At 70.1% G+C, this 18,739-nt stretch carries 19 protein-coding genes; 11 read left to right on the forward strand and 8 right to left on the reverse strand.

Annotated features, from left to right (window positions below):
* Nucleotides 1–17: 17 nt before the first annotated feature.
* The 4 genes from ACFOGJ_RS25790 to ACFOGJ_RS25805 all read left to right on the forward strand — a co-directional run bounded on the left by ACFOGJ_RS25790 (nucleotide 18) and on the right by ACFOGJ_RS25805 (nucleotide 2,595).
* Nucleotides 18–1,205, forward strand: a complete 1,188-nt coding sequence (locus ACFOGJ_RS25790; RefSeq protein WP_379906092.1) for an LLM class flavin-dependent oxidoreductase — start codon at nucleotides 18–20, stop codon at nucleotides 1,203–1,205.
* A 147-nt stretch (nucleotides 1,206–1,352) separates the two neighbouring features.
* Entirely contained in the window at nucleotides 1,353–1,676 is a 324-nt protein-coding gene (locus ACFOGJ_RS25795) for an ArsR/SmtB family transcription factor (protein ID WP_379906094.1), read from the forward strand.
* Nucleotides 1,663–2,124, forward strand: coding sequence for an SRPBCC family protein (locus ACFOGJ_RS25800; RefSeq protein WP_379906096.1), 462 nt, complete (start codon nucleotides 1,663–1,665; stop codon nucleotides 2,122–2,124). The genes ACFOGJ_RS25795 and ACFOGJ_RS25800 overlap by 14 nt, the downstream gene beginning before the upstream one ends.
* Before the next feature lie 15 nt (nucleotides 2,125–2,139).
* Nucleotides 2,140–2,595: an SRPBCC family protein gene (locus tag ACFOGJ_RS25805; RefSeq protein ID WP_379906098.1), complete on the forward strand. Its 456-nt coding sequence runs from the start codon at nucleotides 2,140–2,142 to the stop codon at nucleotides 2,593–2,595.
* Nucleotides 2,596–2,601: 6 nt separating this feature from the next.
* Here the strand turns inward: ACFOGJ_RS25805 and ACFOGJ_RS25810 are convergent, their stop codons facing one another.
* Nucleotides 2,602–4,218: a GMC oxidoreductase gene (locus tag ACFOGJ_RS25810; protein WP_379906100.1), complete on the reverse strand. Its 1,617-nt coding sequence runs from the start codon at nucleotides 4,216–4,218 to the stop codon at nucleotides 2,602–2,604.
* Between the two features lie 6 nt (nucleotides 4,219–4,224).
* Nucleotides 4,225–4,674: a sugar dehydrogenase complex small subunit gene (locus ACFOGJ_RS25815; RefSeq protein WP_379906102.1), complete on the reverse strand. Its 450-nt coding sequence runs from the start codon at nucleotides 4,672–4,674 to the stop codon at nucleotides 4,225–4,227.
* A 158-nt stretch (nucleotides 4,675–4,832) separates the two neighbouring features.
* Between ACFOGJ_RS25815 and ACFOGJ_RS25820 the strand changes: the two genes are divergently transcribed.
* Nucleotides 4,833–5,675, forward strand: coding sequence for an SDR family NAD(P)-dependent oxidoreductase (locus ACFOGJ_RS25820; protein ID WP_379906104.1), 843 nt, complete (start codon nucleotides 4,833–4,835; stop codon nucleotides 5,673–5,675).
* Complete coding sequence (locus tag ACFOGJ_RS25825) at nucleotides 5,672–6,538, forward strand: SDR family NAD(P)-dependent oxidoreductase (RefSeq protein ID WP_379906106.1); 867 nt, start codon at nucleotides 5,672–5,674, stop codon at nucleotides 6,536–6,538. Before ACFOGJ_RS25820 ends, ACFOGJ_RS25825 begins: the two co-directional genes overlap by 4 nt.
* A gap of 23 nt (nucleotides 6,539–6,561) precedes the next feature.
* Here the strand turns inward: ACFOGJ_RS25825 and ACFOGJ_RS25830 are convergent, their stop codons facing one another.
* The 6 genes from ACFOGJ_RS25830 to ACFOGJ_RS25855 all read right to left on the reverse strand — a co-directional run bounded on the left by ACFOGJ_RS25830 (nucleotide 6,562) and on the right by ACFOGJ_RS25855 (nucleotide 12,677).
* A complete protein-coding gene (locus tag ACFOGJ_RS25830; RefSeq protein ID WP_379906108.1) occupies nucleotides 6,562–7,656 on the reverse strand; it encodes a TauD/TfdA family dioxygenase in 1,095 nt (364 codons plus the stop codon).
* Between the two features lie 48 nt (nucleotides 7,657–7,704).
* Nucleotides 7,705–8,799, reverse strand: coding sequence for a CobW family GTP-binding protein (locus ACFOGJ_RS25835; RefSeq protein ID WP_379906110.1), 1,095 nt, complete (start codon nucleotides 8,797–8,799; stop codon nucleotides 7,705–7,707).
* A gap of 226 nt (nucleotides 8,800–9,025) precedes the next feature.
* A complete protein-coding gene (locus ACFOGJ_RS25840) occupies nucleotides 9,026–9,352 on the reverse strand; it encodes a hypothetical protein (RefSeq protein ID WP_379906112.1) in 327 nt (108 codons plus the stop codon).
* 36 nt (nucleotides 9,353–9,388) lie between these two features.
* Nucleotides 9,389–10,420, reverse strand: coding sequence for a polysaccharide deacetylase family protein (locus tag ACFOGJ_RS25845; protein ID WP_379906114.1), 1,032 nt, complete (start codon nucleotides 10,418–10,420; stop codon nucleotides 9,389–9,391).
* Between the two features lie 140 nt (nucleotides 10,421–10,560).
* Entirely contained in the window at nucleotides 10,561–11,994 is a 1,434-nt protein-coding gene (locus tag ACFOGJ_RS25850) for an aspartate aminotransferase family protein (protein WP_379906117.1), read from the reverse strand.
* Complete coding sequence (locus tag ACFOGJ_RS25855) at nucleotides 11,991–12,677, reverse strand: helix-turn-helix domain-containing protein (RefSeq protein WP_379906119.1); 687 nt, start codon at nucleotides 12,675–12,677, stop codon at nucleotides 11,991–11,993. Before ACFOGJ_RS25855 ends, ACFOGJ_RS25850 begins: the two co-directional genes overlap by 4 nt.
* A gap of 168 nt (nucleotides 12,678–12,845) precedes the next feature.
* Between ACFOGJ_RS25855 and ACFOGJ_RS25860 the strand changes: the two genes are divergently transcribed.
* The 5 genes from ACFOGJ_RS25860 to ACFOGJ_RS25880 form a co-directional block, all read left to right on the forward strand.
* Complete coding sequence (locus ACFOGJ_RS25860; protein WP_379906122.1) at nucleotides 12,846–14,033, forward strand: ABC transporter substrate-binding protein; 1,188 nt, start codon at nucleotides 12,846–12,848, stop codon at nucleotides 14,031–14,033.
* Between the two features lie 157 nt (nucleotides 14,034–14,190).
* Nucleotides 14,191–15,765 (forward strand): ATP-binding cassette domain-containing protein, encoded by a 1,575-nt coding sequence (locus tag ACFOGJ_RS25865; protein WP_379906124.1) that lies wholly within the window; start codon nucleotides 14,191–14,193, stop codon nucleotides 15,763–15,765.
* Entirely contained in the window at nucleotides 15,762–16,646 is an 885-nt protein-coding gene (locus tag ACFOGJ_RS25870) for a branched-chain amino acid ABC transporter permease (RefSeq protein WP_379906126.1), read from the forward strand. Before ACFOGJ_RS25865 ends, ACFOGJ_RS25870 begins: the two co-directional genes overlap by 4 nt.
* Nucleotides 16,647–17,687: a branched-chain amino acid ABC transporter permease gene (locus tag ACFOGJ_RS25875; protein ID WP_379906128.1), complete on the forward strand. Its 1,041-nt coding sequence runs from the start codon at nucleotides 16,647–16,649 to the stop codon at nucleotides 17,685–17,687.
* A partial coding sequence (locus tag ACFOGJ_RS25880; protein ID WP_379906129.1) for a hydantoinase/oxoprolinase N-terminal domain-containing protein occupies nucleotides 17,684–18,739 on the forward strand: 1,056 nt, incomplete at its 3' end. The genes ACFOGJ_RS25875 and ACFOGJ_RS25880, both read left to right, overlap by 4 nt.

Raw genomic sequence — 18,739 nt, forward strand, 5'->3', positions numbered from 1 at the left:
CGTACGAGGAGGAACCGATGGCTTCGACGGAAGACCTGCAGTTCTACTTCTTCCACTTCATGCCCTATGCCGACTATCCGGCGGACCATGAGAGCTATCCGTCGACCTGGGTGGATTTTCCCAACACCCTGTTCGACCCTGCGAAGGGCAAGGCGTTCTACGACCGCTATCTGCGGGAGATGGTCCTGGCGGACAAGCTGGGCTTCGACGCGATGGTGGTGAACGAGCACCATTCCACCGCCTATTCGCTGATGCCGGCGCCCAGCCTGATCGCCGCGGCGCTGATCCCGCAGACCACACGGGCGAAGATCTGCGTCTTCGGCACGCCGCTGAACCTGGAATATCCGCACCGGGTGGCGGAGGAATACGCCATGCTGGACGTGATGTCCGGCGGCCGGCTCGAATGCGCCCTGCCGCTGGGCACCGGCATGGAATACTGGGTGAACCCGATCAACCCGGCGACCGCACGCAAGCGGTTCCGGGAATCGATCGACATCCTGCTGCAGGCCTGGACCAAGCCCGGGCCAACGGAATTCCACGGCGACTTCTATTCCTACCGCTACCTGAACACCTGGCCGCAGCCGATGCAGAAGCCGCATCCGCCGCTCTACCTGGTGGGCACCGGCAGCCCGGAGACGATCGACCTCGCCGCAGAGCTGGGCATGGGCTATTCGTCGGTCTTCGTGCCGACGGCGAAGCAGAACCAGGCCTTCGCCGACCTGCGGGCGAAGTCGAAAGAGCATGGCCATGAGTTCACCCGCGACAAGGCGGTGATCATGTGCATGTGCTATGTCGCGGAGACCGAGGAAAAGGCGGTGGAGGAGTTCGAGGAACATATCATGTTCTTCTTCAAGAACGGCCTCCGCACCACGCCGCGCTACCTGAACCCGCCGGGCTATGTCTCGATCCCGGAGCTGCGCAAGCGGCTGTCGGCGCCGAACCTGCACGGCGACCTGACGATGGACGCGCTGACCGACAATTTCCGGGTCATCGCCTCCACGCCGGAGAAGGTGGCGGAGGCGATCGCCCGCTGGTCGGAGGAGGCGCAGTCCAGCCGCATCATCTTCAACGCCCATCTGGGGAACATGCCGCACTGGAAGGTGGTGAAGAACATGACCCTCTTCGCCGAGGAGGTGATCCCGCGCCTGCGCAAGAAGGCGCCGGACCTGGTGCCGCGGATGGAGCTGCAGCAAGCGGCCGAATAGGGGCGGCGGTACAGGCGACAGAAACGACAAGAGCGGCGCGCGCCTCAACCTGCAGCCGCCAGGCGCCCGCCCCCGTTTGGGGCGGGCGCCTTTTTTTGCCTTGATATGCAACCAAATGGTTGCATATAATCGGCCATGGCGGACGGGATGGACTCGGTCTTCAGGGCGCTGGCGGACCCTACCCGCAGGCGCCTGCTGGACCGCCTGTTCGCCGAGAACGGACAAAGCCTGCACCGGCTCTGTGCCGACCTGGGGATGAGCCGCCAGGCCGTGACCAAGCATCTGAAGATCCTGGAGGCGGCGAACCTGGTCGCTGTGCACCGGCAGGGACGGGAGCGACTGCACTACCTGAACCCGGTGCCGATCGCGGAGATCGCCGCGCGCTGGATCGGCAAGTACGAGCGGCCGCGGCTGGACGCGCTGCAGGCGCTGAAGGTCCGACTGGAAGGAGGGAGGGATGGCGAAACCTGAATTCGTCTATGTCACCTATATCCGCACCACGCCGGAGCGGCTGTGGCGGGCCCTCACCGCGCCTGAGGATACGTGCCGCTACTGGGCGGAGACCTGGCAGGACTGTCGCTGGGAGCAGGGGGCCGGCTGGCGGCTGATGATCCCCGACGGAAGGATCGGGGATGCCGGCGAGGTGCTGGAAATCGACCCGCCGCGCAAGCTGGTCCTGTCCTGGCGCAACGAGTTCATGTCGGAGCTGCGGGCCGCAGGCCCGTCGCGCCTGACCTACCTCCTCGAGCCGCAGGACGATGTCGTGAAGCTCACCGTGACCCACAGGGCCGAGGGGCCGGATCCGGCCCTGATCGAGGCGGTGTCGGACGGCTGGCCCGGGATCCTGGCCAGCCTGAAGAGCCTGCTGGAGACCGGCGAACCGCTCGGCTTCACCAGCCGCTGGCCCGAAGGGCATTGAGGGAAGGCGCAGATCATGGGCAAACCGGATTTCATCTACACGATCTACATCAAGGCCAAGCCCGAGGCGGTCTGGGACGCGTTGCGCGATCCGGAGCTGACCAGGCTGTTCTGGGGCTGGCACCGGAACGCCTCCGACTGGCGGCCGGGCGCCCGCTGGGAGCATCAGGACTATGACGATCCGCAGGCCGTGCATGTCGCCGGCGAGGTGGTGGTGTTCGACCCGCCGCGGCGCCTGGTGCTGACCTGGGGCCCGCCCGACGCCGCCGCCGGCGACGACCGCGTCTCGCGCGTGACCTTCGAGCTGAAGCCGTTCGAGGATGCGGTCCGGCTGACCGTCCGTCACGAGGAACTGGACCCCGCCACCCTGCAGGGCATCTCCGCCGGCTGGCCGGCGATCCTGTCGAGCCTGAAGTCGCTGCTGGAGACCGGCACCCCGCTTGCCTCTACAACCCGCCGATGGGCGGGGTAGGGCGCGCTATCCCGCCAGGCCGTCCCGCACCGCCGCCGCCGCGCGCAGGGTCAGGGCGGCGATGGTCAGGGTCGGGTTGGCGGTGCCGGCGGTGGGGAAGACGGCGGAGCCCAGCAGGAACAGGTTGCGATGCTGGTGGCTGCGCAGGTCGGCATCGACCACCGATGCGGCCGGATCGTCGCCCATGCGCGCGGTGCCGATGATATGGCCGGCGCCCTGGGCCTCCGGGCTGTGGGTCACCGCGGTCGCGCCCAGCAGGCCGAAGATCTCCGCATGTGCGGCGCGCGCCGCCGCCATCGCGTCGCGGGCATAGCCGTCCACCCGGTAGGCAAGCCGCGGCAGCGGCACGCCGTAGATATCGCGTTCCGTCTCGTCCAGGGTGACCCGGCTGTCCGGGTCCGGCAGCTGCTCCGTCAGGGCGGCGAGCCGCAGATGCCGGGACGCCTGGTCGCGCAGGGCAGCGTCCAGCGCCGCCCCCCGCAGGCCCTGTCGCGCCAGGTCGGCGGCCAGGGTGACCGGTGCGCCGGTCGGCCAGCCCCAGCCGTCATTGCCGATCTCGATCCGGAAGGCGCCGCGATCCTTGCGGAAGGTGCCGTCGGCCAGGGTCTCGATGCCGGAGGTCGAGAGCGGCCCGCGATAGGGCCAGACCGGTTCCGCCGCCAGTGCCCAGCTGAGCTGGATCGGATGGTCCATCAGGTGCCGGCCGACCTGGTCGGACCCGTTGGCGACCCCGCGCGGCGCCGCCTCGCTGGCGGAGTTCAGCAGCAGGCGCGGCGTCTCGATCGCATGGGCGGCGATGACGAAGACCCGGCCGGTGGCCCGGCCGTCGCTGCCGTCGGGCCGGCGGAACCGGATCGCCGCGACGGTGCCGTCGGCCGCCAGGTCGACATGGGTGGCCGTGGTTTCGGTGTGCAGCACCGCGCCCTTCGCCGTCGCGCGGTCCAGGTGGATTGTGGCGTCGTACTTCGCCTGCACCGGGCAGACCGGAATGCAGCTGGCGCTGCCGCAGCAGGCCGGCCGGTCGTCCTGGTCGACCGAGTTGCGCGCCTGCGGCGTCGCGGCCACCCGGAAGCGGCTGCCCGCCAGCCTTGCCGCGACATGCCGGTCCAGATAGCTGGTCGGGATCTCCGGCATCGGATAGGCGCCGGAGCGCGGCGGCCCGTCGGGAAAGTCTGCCGGCCCGGCGACCCCGAGTTCCCGTTCCGCCCGCAGGTAAAAGGGCTCCAGATCGTCATAGCCGATGGGCCAGTCGATGCCGCGGCCGTAGAGGCTTCTCATCCGGAAGTCGTTCGGCAGCATCCGCAGGGTGGTGCCCAGCCAGTGCCAGGTGGTGCCGCCCGCCTGCTTCAGGTAGGTGCTGCGGAACAGGTCGGGCCCGGCCTGCCGGTACCAGTGGTGCGGATCGTCGGAGACCGGATGGTCCGCCGCCGGGTCCAGCGGATAGGCGCATTCCGGCACCTTCACCAGCGCCTGCCAGTAGCGCGCCACCGCATCCTGCCGGTCGATCGCCGGCCCGGCCTCCAGGATCGCGACCCGCAGGCCGGGCGCGGCGAGTTCCGCCGCCAGCAGGGCGCCGGCCACGCCGGAGCCGGTGATCACGAGATCCGCATCGATGTCGGTCATGACGGGTCAGGCCTCCGGCGGCTCGGACCAGTAGCCGGTGGCGCCGCCGCACCAGCCGCCCGGCTTGGTGAAGGTCAGCGGGCCCCAGAGCAGGGCATCGGTGTAGGTGACCAGCCGGGCGGCTGCACCGCTGCCGGCGATTCCGGAATACCAGGCGGCGACGATGCCGTCCGCGAGCGGGCCTGCCGGGGCGCTTTCCGCGGCCAGGGCCGCCAGCGCACCGCCATGCCCCTGGTCCTGCAGCGCCTGCAGGATACCGGCGCCGACCTCAGGATCGAGGTCGGTCGCATCGCGTCCGGTCAGCCGGGCGGAGAGCGCGAGGAAGGCGTCGACGTCCAGGGCCGGTGCCGCCAGGGCGGAGCGCAGCGGCAGGTCGATGGACGCAGCGGCGGCCAGTCCCGCGGACAGCCCCAGCATCCTGCGGCGCGTCATCACTGCGGTCGCGATCGGTGCCATGCCCGGCCTCCCTTCCCTCGATCGGGATCCACCCGCTTCGCTTGATGATGCCGCAGGCCCCGGCAGGCGGCAATCGGGCGTTGGCCCCGGCAAAGCAAGGTGCATGCGGCGGCGCGGGATGCCAGGATGCCGCGAACCACAAGGCAAGGGAGTGGAGCATGAACCTCAAGGGCAAGGTCGCGCTGGTCACCGGCGCCACGGACGGGGTTGGGCGGCGGGTCGCCGCACAGCTCGGGTCCGGCGGCGCGCATGTCCTGGTGCATGGCCGGGATGCGGATCGCGGCGCGGCGGCGGTGCAGGAGGTCGAGGCGGCCGGCGGCACGGCCCGCTTCTACCGTGCCGATTTCGCCACGCTGGCGGAGGTCCGCGACCTGGCCGCGGCGGTGACGCGCGACCATGACCGGCTGCACATCCTGGTGAACAATGCCGGCATCTTCACCGGCCCGCCGGGCACCGGCCGGCAGCTCTCCGAGGACGGGATCGAGCTTCGCCTGGCGGTGAACTACCTGGCCGGCTTCCTGCTGACCCGGAAGCTGCTGCCGCTGCTGAAGGCGGCGGCTGGGGCGGGGGCGGAGAAGGCGCGTATCGTCAATGTCGCCTCGCTGGCGCAGGCACCGTTCGACTTCCACGACCCGATGCTGGAGAACGGCTACGAGCCGCGCCGCGCCTATGCGGTCAGCAAGCTGGCGCAGATCACCGACACCTTCGCCCTGGCGCCGCAGCTGGAGGGCATGGGCATCACCGTGAACGCGCTGCACCCGGCGACCCTGATGGACACGTCGATGGTGCGGGAGAGCGGCATGGGCGTGCAGTCCAGCGTCGAGGAGGGGCTGGAGGCGATCATGCACCTGGCCGCCGGCGACGACATGGAAGGGCGCAGCGGGCTCTACTTCAACGGCCTGGCGGAGGATCGCGCCGATGACCAGGCCAGCGACCCGCAGGCGCAGGCGCAGCTGCGGGCGCTGAGCGAAAAATGGACCGGTCTGCAGGAGGGGGCATGAGCCGTTTCGAGATGATGGAGATCACCGGCCGCACCGCACTGGTCACCGGCGCGACCGACGGGGTGGGCCGGGCGGTCGCCGCGGCCCTGGCGGCGGAAGGCGCGGAGGTGCTGGTGCATGGCCGCGACCGGGCGCGGGCGGAGGCGCTGCTGTCGGAGATCCGCGCCGCCGGCGGCAGCGCCCGCTTCTATCCTGCCGACCTGGGCCGTCTGGCGGAGGTGCGCCGCCTGGCCGAGCTGGTCGCGCGCGACCATGACCGGCTCGACCTGCTGGTCAGCAATGCCGGCATCGGCCGCGGCGCGGACCAGACCCTGCGGGAGACTTCCGCCGACGGCCATGAGCTGCGTTTCGCGGTCAACCACCTGGCCCACTTCCTGCTGACCCGGGAGCTGCTGCCGCTGCTGCGGGCGAGTGCCGCGGCCGGGCAGGGCGGTGCACGGATCGTCAATGTCGCCTCCGCCGCGCAGCAGGCGATCGACTTCGACGACGTGATGCTGACCCGCGGTTATTCCGGCGGCCGCGCCTACAGCCAGAGCAAGCTGGCGCAGGTGATCGCCACCGTCGAGATGGCGCCGGAACTGGCCGACGACGGCATCACCGTGAACGCCCTGCATCCGGCCTCCCTGATGCCGACCACCATGGTGCGCCTCGCCGGCCGACCGGTGCAGAGCACGATCGAAGAGGGCCGCGACGCGATCCTGCACCTGGCCGCGGGCGCCGACATGGAGGGCCGCACCGGCCTCTACTTCAACGGCATGAAAGAGGCGAAGGCCGACCTGCAGGCCTACGAGCCGGCGGCGCAGGCGAAGCTGCGGGCGTTGAGCTTCGCGCTCTGCGGGATCGCGGATCCTCGGGGCGGGTGAGGCCCCGCCGGCCGGTCTCTGCCTCAGGCCGCCGCATCCACCTGGTCGTAGAAGCGCATCCCCATCGCCGCGCACTGCCTGCGTTCGAAGGCTTCGCAGGCGGGCCCGTAGTTCTGGCCGCGGAAGCCGCCGCGGATCGCGTCGGCGGCGGTGGTGCGGTAGAAGCGCTCCCAGCCGTCGGGCAGGGTGCCGAAGCCGGGCGCGGCGAGCCAGAGGCGGAACAGCAGGCGCTGGCGCGCCGGGTCGTCATGGTCGCGGAACGCCGTCCGCGAATGCAGCGCGGTGTAGTTGTTCAGGATCTGGATGTCGCCGGGCTCCAGGTCCAGGCCGTGGGCGAAGTCGGGATCCGCCGCCAGGGCGTCCATCGCATCCAGCGCCTCGGTCTGCTCCGGCCGCAGCGGCGGCACGCCGGGCAGGCCTTCGGCGAAGGTGATGTTCTTGCGGATATGCCGCATGTAGAGCCGGCCCTCCTTCTCCCCGTAGACCGGGATCGCATAGGCGGGCTGCTCGTCGGGCGCCTCTTCCCCCTGCCGGCTGAACCAGAAGTCGCGGTACAGGATCGCTGCCAGCTCCGGCGCCGTCTCGACCAGGCGGTTGTGGACCCGCACGCCGCTGGAGACCAGCGAATGCCCGCCCTCCTTCGCCGCCCGCAGGCAGGACAGCAGCACGACGTCGGAGGCGTCGGTGTGGAAGTCCAGCGCGGAATTGGAGGAATAGCCGCGGCCGGTGCGGCTCTTGTAGACGGTGCCGACATCGCGCACGTCGGAGATGTAGTGGCTCGCCTTGCCCTGCGGCACGGCGACGCCGAGGTTCAGGCCGACCGCCCAGGTCAGCAGCCGGTACTCGTCCTCGCTCATGCCCTCGGCCGGCAGGTCCTTCAGCAGCGCGATGCCCAGGCCCCGGCGGACCATCGCCATGGCGCCGTCCAGCACCCCCTGCAGGTCGCCCAGCGGGAAATCCTCGCGGCGATAGTCCAGCAGGTTCAGGCCGCGATCGGCCTGGCGCTTCACCAGGTCGCGCAGGGCACGGCCCTGTGCCGGCGGGACGGCGATCCGCCAGCTGTTGTCGGCCGCCAGTTCCCGGGCGGACCAGACGGCCGGTGTCTCATGGATGCGCAAGTCTTCCTCCCCGGCGTTCGATGCGCCGCTCCTGCATTGCCGCGCGCATCATGCGCTGCGGGCGCGCTTCGGTCCCGTTGCCGCGGCCAGCCAGGCCGCCAGGGACCGTTCCACCGTGGCGCGCTCCAGCCCGTCGGTGATGAAGACCAGGCGGGAGCGGCGGTCGCTGCCGGGCCAGGCCGGCAGATGTTCCGGCGGGTGGATGGTGTGCTGCACGCCGTTCAGCAGAAGCGGCCGCTCCCCCTCTCCCCCCGTGGTGCCAGTGTCCAGGATGCCCTTCACCCGCAGGATGCGGTCGCCATGCCAGTGCAGCAGGGCGGAGAGCCAGACGCCGAAGGCGGTCCAGTCGAGCTTGCGGTCCAGCACCAGGGTGAAGCTGGTGACCGCGCCATGCTCGTGTTCATGGGCATGGTCGTGGCCATGATCATGATCGCGCGCCCGGTGGCGCTTCGGCGCCGGTGCGGCGGGCAGCAGGCCGGCGGTGCGGTCCACCGGACGGTCGAACAGGGCGGCGACGGCCGGGCCGTCAAGCTCCGCCGTCTCCACCAGGGCCGCGCCCGGATTGAGCTGCGCCAGCAGCGCGCGCAGCGCTCCCGCCTGCGCCGCCGTCGCCAGGTCGGTCTTGGCCAGCGCGATGATGTCGGCGGCGGCGACCTGTGCCAGCCATTCGGGGCGCCGGCCATGGGTTTCCTGCGCATTGCCGGCATCGATCACGGCGACCACCCGCTCAAGCACCACCTGGTTCGCCAGCAGCGGATCGGCCGCCAGGGTGGAATGGATCGGGCCGGGCTCCGCCAGGCCGGTGGTCTCGATCACGATGCGTTCGAACGGCGGCAGGCGTCCCTCCGCCCGCGCGTCCAGCAGGTCGACCAGCGCATCCTTCAGCTCGCCGCGGATGCGGCAGCAGATGCAGCCGGACTCCAGCAGCACGATGTCGGGCGCGATCGGGCTGACCAGCAGCTGGTCGATGCCGACCTCGCCGAACTCGTTCACCAGCACCGCGGTGCGGCCGGCCGCCTCCGCCGCCAGCAGGCGCCGCAGCAGGCTGGTCTTGCCCGCGCCCAGGAAGCCGGTCAGCACCGCCACCGGCAGGCGCTGCCGCCGGGCGGCGGGTTTCGTCGTGCGGGTGCGGCGGGCGGTCATCCGAGCGCCCAGACACGCGCACCGTCATCCTCGGGCTTGACCCGAGGATCCATTCCGGCACCGGCGAAGCGCCGCGCCGCTTGCGGAATGGGTCCCCGGCTCGGGGGCCGGGGACGACGTGGGAATGGAACGGAGAGACACCGGCGGGCAGCGTCGCCGTCCTGCCGCGATCCTCGGGTCGAGCCCGAGGATGACGGGGAAGGGGGGAGAAGCGTCGGTGCCGGACTCACCGCCTTACCTCCAGTGCATCCAGGGCGGTGGGGTCCAGCGGGTCGAGGCTGCGCGACGTCATCGCCTCCGCCGCCGGCCAGAGGTCGGCCAGGCTGTCGACGATGGTCGTGCGGCCGGTCGGGCTGCGCAGCAGGTAGGCCGTGCCCTGCCATTCCGCGACGGTCAGCCGGGCCGGTGCCAGCACGGCGTTGACGGCGGCGATGCGGTGGCGGCGGTCCGCCCGCCGCCGCACCGGGTCGGCGCTGGCCGCGTCCGCGGCGGCGCCGGTGGGGGCGGCGGACCAGTGATGCTCGACGCCAAGCACGCCGCAGAGCGCACACATCGCCGCCGCCGCCTCCTCTGCCGGTATCGCCGCCGCTTACGCCTTCTTCTTCCGCGTGGCGACCTTGGCCGGTGCCTTGCGCACCGCCGCCTTGGTGGCCTTGGCGGCTTTCGCGCCCTTCGCCGCTGCCTTGCGCACCGCCGCGGGCTTCGCCGCGCCGGCCTTGGCCGCCGGCTTCGCCGCGCGACCTTTCCGGCGGGGCGAGCGCTTGGCGAAATCGTCGGCGATCTCGTCGAAGGTGCAGAAGCGTGCGCCCTCATGCCCCTTGATGTAGTTGATGATCCGCTCGTGCATCAGCAGGCATTGCGGCCGGCCGGAGACGTCCGGGTGGATCGTCATGGTGAAGACCGCATAGTCGTAGTTGCGGTAGACCCAGTCGAACTGGTCCATCCACATCTGCTCGATGTCGCGCGGATTGACGAAGCCGTGGCTGTTCGGCGCCGTCTTGATGAACATCATCGGCGGCAGGTCGTCGAGGTACCAGCTGGCCGGAATCTCGATCAGGTCGGTCTCCACGCCCCGCTTCAGCGGCTTCATCCAGGTCTTCGGATCCTGCGAATAGTCGATCTTGGTCCAGCTGTCGCCGACCCGGACATAGTGCGGCAGGAAGTCGTGGTGCATCAGCGAATGGTCGTACTTGATGCCCCGTTCCAGCAGCAGCTCGTTGGTGACGGTGGAGAATTCCCACCACGGCGCGACATAGCCGGTCGGCCGCTTGCCCTGCAGCTTGGTGACCAGGTCGATGCACTTGTCGAGGATCGCGGTCTCCTGCTCGCGGGTCATCGCGATCGGGTTCTCGTGGCTGTAGCCGTGGATGCCGATCTCGTGCCCGGCCTCGGCGACGGCCTTCATCTCCTTCGGGAAGGTCTCGATCGAATGGCCGGGGATGAACCAGGTGGTCTTGATCTCGTGGTCGGCGAACAGCTTGAGCAGGCGGGGGCTGCCGACCTCGCCGGCGAACATGCCGCGTGAGATGTCGTCCGGCGAATCCTCGCCGCCATAGGAGCCGAGCCAGCCGGCCACGGCGTCCACGTCAACGCCATAGGCGCAGAGAATTTCCTTCGGCATTCGAAAAGCCCCTTCCTGTCGTCTCGTGATGGCGGCGGCCTGCCGGGGGGCAGGGCGCCGCATCCCCTTGTTGTGGAACCGAGCAAGGGTAAGGGAAGTCGCGGCGCCGGCCAAACGGCGGCGCCGCGATACCTGCGGTGTCAGACCTCGCCCTCGGCTTTCAACGCGCCGAGGACGCGGTCGAAGGCCGCGAGGGTGAGCTCCAGGTCCGCATCGTCATGCGCCGACGAGGTCAGCCCGCCCGGCCAGGGCGAGACGTCGACACCTTCGTTCAGCAGGCCCAGCCGCAGCTTGTTGTTCACCGCGGGATTGCCCTTCTTCAGCACGTCGTAGGGCAGGGCATGGGGATCGAAATCGTCGGGCGCGATCTCCAGCCCGCCGGGATTGGTGAAGATGTGGAAGCCGGAGAAGGTGCCATAGACGGCCCAGCGCAGGCGATGCTGGCGCAGCACGTCGTTCATCCCGTCGCGCAGCCTTGCGGCATAGGCGCTGGCCTTCCCGCAGACGTCGTGCGCGGCGATGATGTTCAGGGCCGCGATGCCGGCGGCGGCGGAGACCGGGTTGGCGTTGAAGGTGCCGGGATGGTCGATCTTCTCGCGTCCCGCCGCCTCCATCGCCTGGAAGTCCAGCGCGTCCATGATGTCCTGCCGGCCGACCACCGCGCCGCCGGGCATGCCGCCGGCGACGATCTTCGCCAGGGTGGTCAGGTCCGGCGTGACGCCGAACGCCGCCTGCGCGCCGCCGGCGGAGACGCGGAAGCCGGTGATCACCTCGTCGAAGATCAGGACGGTGCCGGTCTCCTCCGTCATCTGGCGCAGCTCCGACAGCACCTCCGGCTTCAGCGGCACCTTGCCGAAGGAGGCGCCGGTCGGCTCCAGGATCACCGCGGCGATATCGCCTTCGCGCAGGGCGGCACGCATCGCATCCACGTCGCCGGGCGGCACCAGGGCCGCACCCTTCGCCACCTCCGGCAGCACGCCCGGTGTGGCGGAGCCGTCGAAATGGGAGGTGTAGCCGGCGGTCATATGGTCGTGCCAGCCGTGGAAATGGGTCATGAAGCGGGCGATGCGCGGCCGCCCGGTATGGGCGCGGGCCAGCCGCAGCGCCATGTGCGTCGCCTCGGTCCCCGACGAGGTGAAGCGCACCCGCTCCGCGCAGGGGATCAGGCGCCGCACCATGCGCGCCCATTCCACCTCCAGCGGATGGTTGGTGCCGAACTGGGTGCCGCGCTCCAGCGCGTCGCGCACCGCATCGACCACCGCCGGCGGGTTGTGCCCCAGCAGGTGCGCGCCATGGCCGCCGAAATAGTCGACATACTCGTTGCCGTCGACATCCCACTTCCGGGATCCGGCCGCCTCCTCGGTATAGATGTTGTAGGGCTTCAGGTAGCGGGCATCGTGCGCGATGCCGCTGGGCAGCATGGTGCGCGCCGTCTCCGCCATCGCCGCGGAGGCCGGCGTGCGCTCCAGGTAGCGGGCCAGGATCGGCGAGTTCGACGCGGCGGCACTGCCGTCGGCGAAGGCCCCGGTCTGGCTCCCGGGCGTATCGGTGTGCAGCGGCTTGGCCATGCTCATCGGCTTGATCCTTCCGGTTCGGTGGATGTCGGGAATGCGGTGGCGGGGGGCCGGGCGGCCGTCATCCGGTCGCCGCGCGGCGGCGCAGGCGCGTTGTCCTCGCCGGGGCGGAGGCCGACGCAGATGCACATCACCAGTGCCTCCTGCGGCCCGACCGAGACATAGGCATGGCCCAGGGAGGAATCGAAATAGACGGTGTCGAAGCGCTCCAGCAGCTGCGGCTTGCGCCCCTCGACATGCACTTCGACACGGCCTTCCAGGACGATGGTGAACTCCTCGCCCGGATGGCGGATCAGCTCCGCGAACTCGGTGATGGAGCGGGCGCGGATATGGCCGAACATCGGCGTCATCTGCTTGCCCGCCATCTCGGCATTCGCCATGCCGTACGTGTAGTACAGGGTCTCGTAGAGCGGCGCCTGGCCATAGCGGCAGAGGCTGAGGCTGCCCTGCGTCAGCGGCGGCGGGTCGCGGCCGAACAGCTCCGCGACGTCCAGCGACAGCCCCTCGGCCAGCTGCACCATGCGGTCGTAGGTCAGGGTCGCCTGGCCGCGCTCCGCCTTCGACAGGGTGGAGACGGCAATGCCGGTCCGCGCACTGACTTCCTGCAGGGTCCAGCCGCGGGCCTTGCGCAGGCTGCGCAGCCGTTCGCCGACACTGGTCCAATGCGGATAGCGCTCGTTCATGGGGCCAGCAGCTTAACGACGAATTTCCCGATCGGAAAAGCACTATTTTCCAAACGGAAAAATCATGTTCTCATGGCCGCGCCCGGAACGACGGTACATGGCGGTGGCGCATGCGCGGCATCGCCGGCTGCGGCCGGGCACCAGACAACCAGAGGCGAGGAGGGCGATATGGTGGGCCTGCAGAAGAAGGTCGGGGGATTTCTTGCAGCGGGGGCCCTCGCCCTTGCAGCCGTCGCGGCGCCGGCACAGGCGGACGACGATCCGATCACGATCGGCGCGGCGATCGCGCTGTCGGGCTTCATCCAGCCCTATGACCAGGATCCCAGCCGTGCGGCGCAGATCGCGATCGACGAACTCAACGCCAAGGGCGGCGTGCTGGGACAGCAGCTGAAGATGATCACGGCCGATACCAAGTCCGACATCGCGCAGGGCGCGGTCGCCGGCATGGAGGTTCTGGACGAAGGCGCGGATATCGTCATCGTCACCGGCGACTACGATTTCGGCGGCGGTGCGGCACGCGCGGCCAATGCCCGCGGCACGATCGCCATCGCGCCCTTCGCCGCCGACCCGAAGTTCGGCGTGCAGGGCATCGGCCCCTATGCCTTCACCTTCTCCACCGCCAGCCTGACGGTGGGCACGGTGCTGGCGGAGTTCGCCTGGGATCAGGGCTGGAAGACGGCCTATACCCTGACCCAGAACACCATCCAATACGACCAGTCGGTGACCGCCAGCTTCCGCAAGCGCTTCGGAGAGCTGGGCGGCGAACTGGTGGGCGAGGATTCCTTCGCCATCGACGATGCCTCCATCGCGGCACAGATCACCCGCATCAAGAGCCTGGAGAAGGCGCCGGACGTGATGCTGCTGTCGACCTTCACCCCGGCCGGGCCGACCGCTTTGCGCCAGATCCGCGCCGCCGGGCTGGAGATGCCGATCCTGTCGGGCGAGGACATGGACGGCGACTACTGGCTGGAATCGGTGCCCAACCTGTCGAACTACTATGTCGCGGCGATGGCCTCGCTCTACGGCGACGACCCGCGGGCGGACGTGCAGGCCCTGCTGGACGAGTTCCAGAAGCGCCATGGCGGCCATCCGTCGACCGCCCACACCATCACCGGCTATGACGCGATCATGGGCGTGGCGAAGGCGATCGAGGCGGCGGGCTCCGTCGACGGCGACGCGGTGAAGGCGGAGCTGGAGAAGTTCGACAATGTCGACATGCTGGCCGGTCCCACCAGCTTCTCGCCGGAACTGCACATCAACCTCGACCGCCCGCTGGTGATCGTGAAGGTGCAGGACGGCAAGCCCGGGTTCCTGGAACTGCGTGAGCCGCAGAAGGTCCCCGAGGTGACGTTCTGAGGGTGGTCTTTCGGCAGGCTGCAATGCCCGGAGTTTCCGTTCGCTCAATTGTACCCGTCATCCTCGGCCCCCGAGCCGAGGATCGCGACGGAGCGTTGAAGCTGCGGGGCCCAACCGCCTCGCCGTCTTGCCACGATCCTCGGCTCGGGGGCCGAGGATGACGGCGAAGGAGGAGGGTGAGGGGACCGCCTCCACCCTGTTCGCCCGCGGCGTCTCGGTTCATTTCGAAGGCGTCACCGCGCTGGAGGATGTCGACCTGGACCTGGCGCCGGGGGAGATCCTGGGCCTGATCGGGCCGAACGGCGCCGGCAAGACCACCCTGGTCAATGTGCTGACCGGCTTCCAGCGGCCGGACACGGGCACGGTGGGCATCGATCGCGCGGAGATGACCGGCCGCCCGGCGCACGACTTCGCGCGCGCCGGGCTGGGGCGGACCTTCCAGGCGGTGCGGCTGTTCGCCGGCATGACGGTGCTGGACAATGTCGAGCTCGGCGCCGTCGGCAAGGGCGTTGCCCGCGGCCAGGCGCGGGCGGAGGCGCGGCAGATCCTGGACTGGCTGGACCTCGGTTCCATGGCGGACACCGTCTCCGGCACCCTGCCCTATGGCGACGAGCGCTGGGTCGGCCTGGCCCGCGCGCTGGCCGGCCGGCCGCGCTTCCTGCTGCTGGACGAGCCGGCCGCCGGCCTGAACGAGGCGGAGGCGGAGCGCCTGGTCGCCACCGTCGCGCGGATCCGCGACCGCTTCGGCTGCGGCGTGCTGATCATCGAGCACAACATGCAGCTGGTGATGTCGCTCTGCGACCGCATCCATGTGCTGGAGCATGGCCGCACCATCGCCACCGGCACCCCGGCGGAGGCGCAGGCCGACCCGGAAGTGCGGCGCGCCTATCTGGGCGGCCACGGCCCCGGCTCGACGGATGCCGAGGCACAGGCCGCTGGCGGACGCCGGCGCGCCGCGTCCTTCGCCCCGGGCCGCGACCTGCTGGCGGTCGAGGGGCTGCAGGTGAACTACGGCCCGGTCCAGGCGCTGCGCGGCATCTCTCTGTCGATCGGCGAGGGCGAGCTGGTCTCGGTGATCGGCCCCAACGGCGCCGGCAAGTCGACCCTGACCCTGGCGGTCGCCGGCATCGTGCCGCCGGCCGCGGGGCACATCCGCTATGACGGCGCGGACCTCTCCGGCCGTCCGGCCGAGCGCATCGTGCGCGACGGCATCTCCCTGGTGCCGGAGGGGCGGCATGTCTTCCCCGCCCTGACGGTGGAGGAAAACCTGATCGCCGGCGCCACCCCGGCCCGCGGCCGGGGCAATGTGGACCCCGCCGCGCTGGAGGAGGTGCTGGCCACCTTCCCGATCCTGAAGGAGCGCTACCGCTCCGCCGCCGGCAAACTGTCCGGCGGCGAGCAGCAGCAGCTCGTCATCGCCCGCGCCCTGCTGGCGAAGCCGCGCCTGCTGCTGCTGGACGAGCCCTCGCTGGGCCTGGCGCCGCTGGTGATCGACCTTGTGTTCGACATCCTGGCGCGGATGCGGGATGCGGGGCAGACCATCCTGCTGGTGGAACAGAACGCCGACCGGGCGCTGGCGATCTCCGACCGCACCTATGTGCTGCGCTCCGGCGCCATCGTGCTGTCCGGTGCCTCCGCCGACCTGGCGGTCGATCCGGCCTTCGACGAGGCCTATTTCGGCTTCGCCCAGAATGCGCCGGCAGGTGCGGCAGCAGAGGCGCCGGCGCCATGACGATCCTGCTGCAGCATGTGATCGACGCGGTCAGCGTCGGCGGCCTGTTCGCGATGATGGCGCTGGGCATCGGCCTGATCTTCGGCATCATGCGGCTGATCAACTTCGCCCATGGCGAGCTGGTGATGATCGGCGGCTATGCCATGTGGCTGGTGGTGGCGATCCCCGGCCCGCTGGTGGTGCTGTTCTCCATCGCCGTGGTGGTGGCGCTGGCGCTGGGCATGGAGCGGATCGCCTTCCGGCCTCTGCGGCAGGCCAGCCCGGCGACCCTGCTGATCTCTTCCTTCGCGGTCAGCTATTTCCTGCAGAACCTGGTGGTGATGATCATCGGCTCGCGGCCGAAGCCCTTCACCTTCGCCGAAGGGCTGACCCAGAACCTGCAGGTCGGCGAGCTGCGTCTGCCGCTCCTGCAACTGGTCACCATCGCGCTGACCATTGCGGTGCTGGCGGGCATCACCCTGTTCCTGAAGCGCACGCCGATGGGCGTGCTGATGCGCGCCGCCAGCCAGGACTTCCGCATGGCGCGGCTGTGCGGTGTGCGCGCCAACATGGTGATCGCCGCCGCCTTCGTGATGTCGGCGCTGCTGGCCTGGGCGGTGTCGCTGGTCTATGCGGTGCAGACCGGCCAGCTGAGCCCGGCGATGGGCCTGCGGCCGGCCCTGATCGGTTTCGTCGCCACCGTGATCGGCGGGCTGGGCAGCCTGCCGGGCGCCGCGGTCGGCGGCTTCCTGGTCGGCGTGCTGACGGTGCTGCTGCAGATCCTGCTGCCGCCGGAGCTGCGCGACTTCCGCGACGCCTTCCTGTTCGCGCTGGTGCTGGTCGTGCTGCTGTTCCGCCCGCGCGGCCTGCTGGCGGTGCGTGCCGAGATGGAGCGGGTCTAGATGGCGGCCCGCCTGCAATCCGCCGCGCCGGTGCTGCTGCTGGGCCTGCTGCTGGCGGCGATCGTCGCCATCGCCGCAGTGCTGCCGCCCTCGACCCAGCGCATCGTCACCGATTCCATGGTGGTGCTGATCGCGGTGATCGGCACCTACACCTTCGTCGGCAATAGCGGCATCCTGTCCTTCGGCCATATCGGCTTCATGGCGATCGGCGCCTATGTCTCCGCCTGGCTGACGATCCCGCCGATGACGAAGAAGCTGCTGCTGCCCGGCCTGCCTGAGTTCCTGATGCAGGCGCATTGGGACACCGTCTCCGCCACCATCGCCGCCGGCGCGGTGGCGGCCCTGGTGGCCCTGGTCTTCGGCCTGCCGCTGATGCGGCTGTCGGGCATCGCCGCCTCCATCGGCACCTTCACCCTGCTGGCGATCGTGCAGTCGGTCGCCGGCAACTGGAAGGACATGACCGGCGGCCAGGGCTCGCTGTTCGGCCTGCCGGCATCGACCGACATGTATGTCGCCCTGGCCTGGGCGCTGGTGGTGCTGGTCGCCGCCTTCCTCTACCAGAACACCCGCTCCGGCTTCCGCCTCAATGCCAGCCGCGAGGACGAGGTGGCGGCCCGCGCGGTCGGCGTGAATGTCGGCCGCGAACGACTGACCAGCTTCGTCCTGTCGGCCTTCATGGTCGGCGTGGCCGGCGCGCTGCACGCGCATTTCCTGGGTGTGATCGTCGCCTCCTCCTACTTCCTGGGGCTGACCTTCGTGTCGCTCGCGATGCTGGTGATCGGCGGCATCAACAGCCTGTCCGGGGCGGTGATCGGCGTGGTCGTGGTCTCCGTCCTGGGCGAGCTGCTGCGCCGGGTGGAAGGCGGCTTCGACCTGGGCGGCCTGGCGGTGCCCGCGTTGCCGGGCCTGCGCGAGGTCGGGCTGGCGGCGGCGATGCTGCTGATCCTGGTGTTCCGCCCGGCGGGGCTGACCCGCGGGCGCGAGATTGCATGGCCCCTGAGTTCTGGGGCGACAAGAAAGAGTGGGGACGGAAAAGTATGAAACTCGTGGGCGTCGATGTCGGCGGCACCTTCACAGACGTGGTGTTCGCCGACCTGGGCAGCGACACCACCATCATCCACAAGGTGCCGACCACGCCGGAGGACCCCTCCGGCGGCGTGATGAACGGCATCCTGCAACTCTGCGAACGCGCCGGGGTGGCGCCGGGGGCGATCGACCATGTGCTGCACGGCACCACCACCGCCACCAACGCGGTGCTGGAATATGACGGCGCGCGCACCGGCATGATCACCACCGAGGGCTATCGCGACATCATCCATATCGGCCGCCACCAGCGGCCGCAGCACTATTCCATCCTGCAGGAGATCCCCTGGCAGGACCGGCCGCTGGTGCAGCGCCGTTACCGCAAGACGGTGGCGGAACGGCTGACCCCGCCGACCGGCGAGGTGCTGGTGCCGCTGGACGAGGACGGCGTGCGCCGCGCGGTGCGCGAGCTGAAGGCGGACGGGGTGGAGGCGATCGCGATCTGCTTCCTGTTCTCCTACCTGAACCCGGCGCACGAGCTGCGCGCGCGGGAGATCGTCGAGGCGGAATATCCGGAAGCCTTCGTCACCACCTCCGCCGCCGTGTCGCCGCAATTCCGGGAGTTCGAGCGCTTCACCACCGCCGGCATGAACGCCTTCATCGGGCCGAAGGTGCGCCGCTACGTGAACCGCCTGGCGGCGGCGCTGAAGGAGGCTGGCGTGGAGGCCGACCTGCACATCATGCGCTCCAACGGCGGCGTCGCCACCCCGGCGATGATCGCGGAGATGCCGGTGCTGACCCTGCTCTCCGGCCCCGCGGCCGGCGTGCTGGGCGGCGCCTGGTCCGGCGCCCTGTCGGACCGCAGGAAGCTGATCACCTTCGACATCGGCGGCACCTCCGCCGATATCGGCGTGGCGGAGGACGGCACCTTCGCCGAGGCCAGCGCCCGCGACACCTGGATCGGCGGCTATCCGGTGATGGTGCCGATGATCGACATCCACACCATCGGCGCCGGCGGCGGCTCCATCGCCCATGTCGATTCAGGCGGCGGCTTCCGGGTCGGCCCGAAA

Origin of the sequence: Marinibaculum pumilum, assembly GCF_042646425.1 — a bacterium.
Classification (GTDB): Bacteria; Pseudomonadota; Alphaproteobacteria; order Ferrovibrionales; family Ferrovibrionaceae; genus Marinibaculum; species Marinibaculum pumilum.

Coding starts and splice junctions, on each gene's coding strand:
- ACFOGJ_RS25790 (WP_379906092.1), top strand. CDS start 18: ATGGCTTCGACGGAAGACCTGCAGTTCTACTTCTTCCACTTCATGCCC.
- ACFOGJ_RS25795 (WP_379906094.1), top strand. CDS start 1,353: ATGGACTCGGTCTTCAGGGCGCTGGCGGACCCTACCCGCAGGCGCCTG.
- ACFOGJ_RS25800 (WP_379906096.1), top strand. CDS start 1,663: ATGGCGAAACCTGAATTCGTCTATGTCACCTATATCCGCACCACGCCG.
- ACFOGJ_RS25805 (WP_379906098.1), top strand. CDS start 2,140: ATGGGCAAACCGGATTTCATCTACACGATCTACATCAAGGCCAAGCCC.
- ACFOGJ_RS25810 (WP_379906100.1), bottom strand. CDS start 4,218: ATGACCGACATCGATGCGGATCTCGTGATCACCGGCTCCGGCGTGGCC.
- ACFOGJ_RS25815 (WP_379906102.1), bottom strand. CDS start 4,674: ATGGCACCGATCGCGACCGCAGTGATGACGCGCCGCAGGATGCTGGGG.
- ACFOGJ_RS25820 (WP_379906104.1), top strand. CDS start 4,833: ATGAACCTCAAGGGCAAGGTCGCGCTGGTCACCGGCGCCACGGACGGG.
- ACFOGJ_RS25825 (WP_379906106.1), top strand. CDS start 5,672: ATGAGCCGTTTCGAGATGATGGAGATCACCGGCCGCACCGCACTGGTC.
- ACFOGJ_RS25835 (WP_379906110.1), bottom strand. CDS start 8,799: ATGACCGCCCGCCGCACCCGCACGACGAAACCCGCCGCCCGGCGGCAG.
- ACFOGJ_RS25840 (WP_379906112.1), bottom strand. CDS start 9,352: ATGTGTGCGCTCTGCGGCGTGCTTGGCGTCGAGCATCACTGGTCCGCC.
- ACFOGJ_RS25845 (WP_379906114.1), bottom strand. CDS start 10,420: ATGCCGAAGGAAATTCTCTGCGCCTATGGCGTTGACGTGGACGCCGTG.
- ACFOGJ_RS25850 (WP_379906117.1), bottom strand. CDS start 11,994: ATGAGCATGGCCAAGCCGCTGCACACCGATACGCCCGGGAGCCAGACC.
- ACFOGJ_RS25855 (WP_379906119.1), bottom strand. CDS start 12,677: ATGAACGAGCGCTATCCGCATTGGACCAGTGTCGGCGAACGGCTGCGC.
- ACFOGJ_RS25860 (WP_379906122.1), top strand. CDS start 12,846: ATGGTGGGCCTGCAGAAGAAGGTCGGGGGATTTCTTGCAGCGGGGGCC.
- ACFOGJ_RS25865 (WP_379906124.1), top strand. CDS start 14,191: ATGACGGCGAAGGAGGAGGGTGAGGGGACCGCCTCCACCCTGTTCGCC.
- ACFOGJ_RS25870 (WP_379906126.1), top strand. CDS start 15,762: ATGACGATCCTGCTGCAGCATGTGATCGACGCGGTCAGCGTCGGCGGC.
- ACFOGJ_RS25875 (WP_379906128.1), top strand. CDS start 16,647: ATGGCGGCCCGCCTGCAATCCGCCGCGCCGGTGCTGCTGCTGGGCCTG.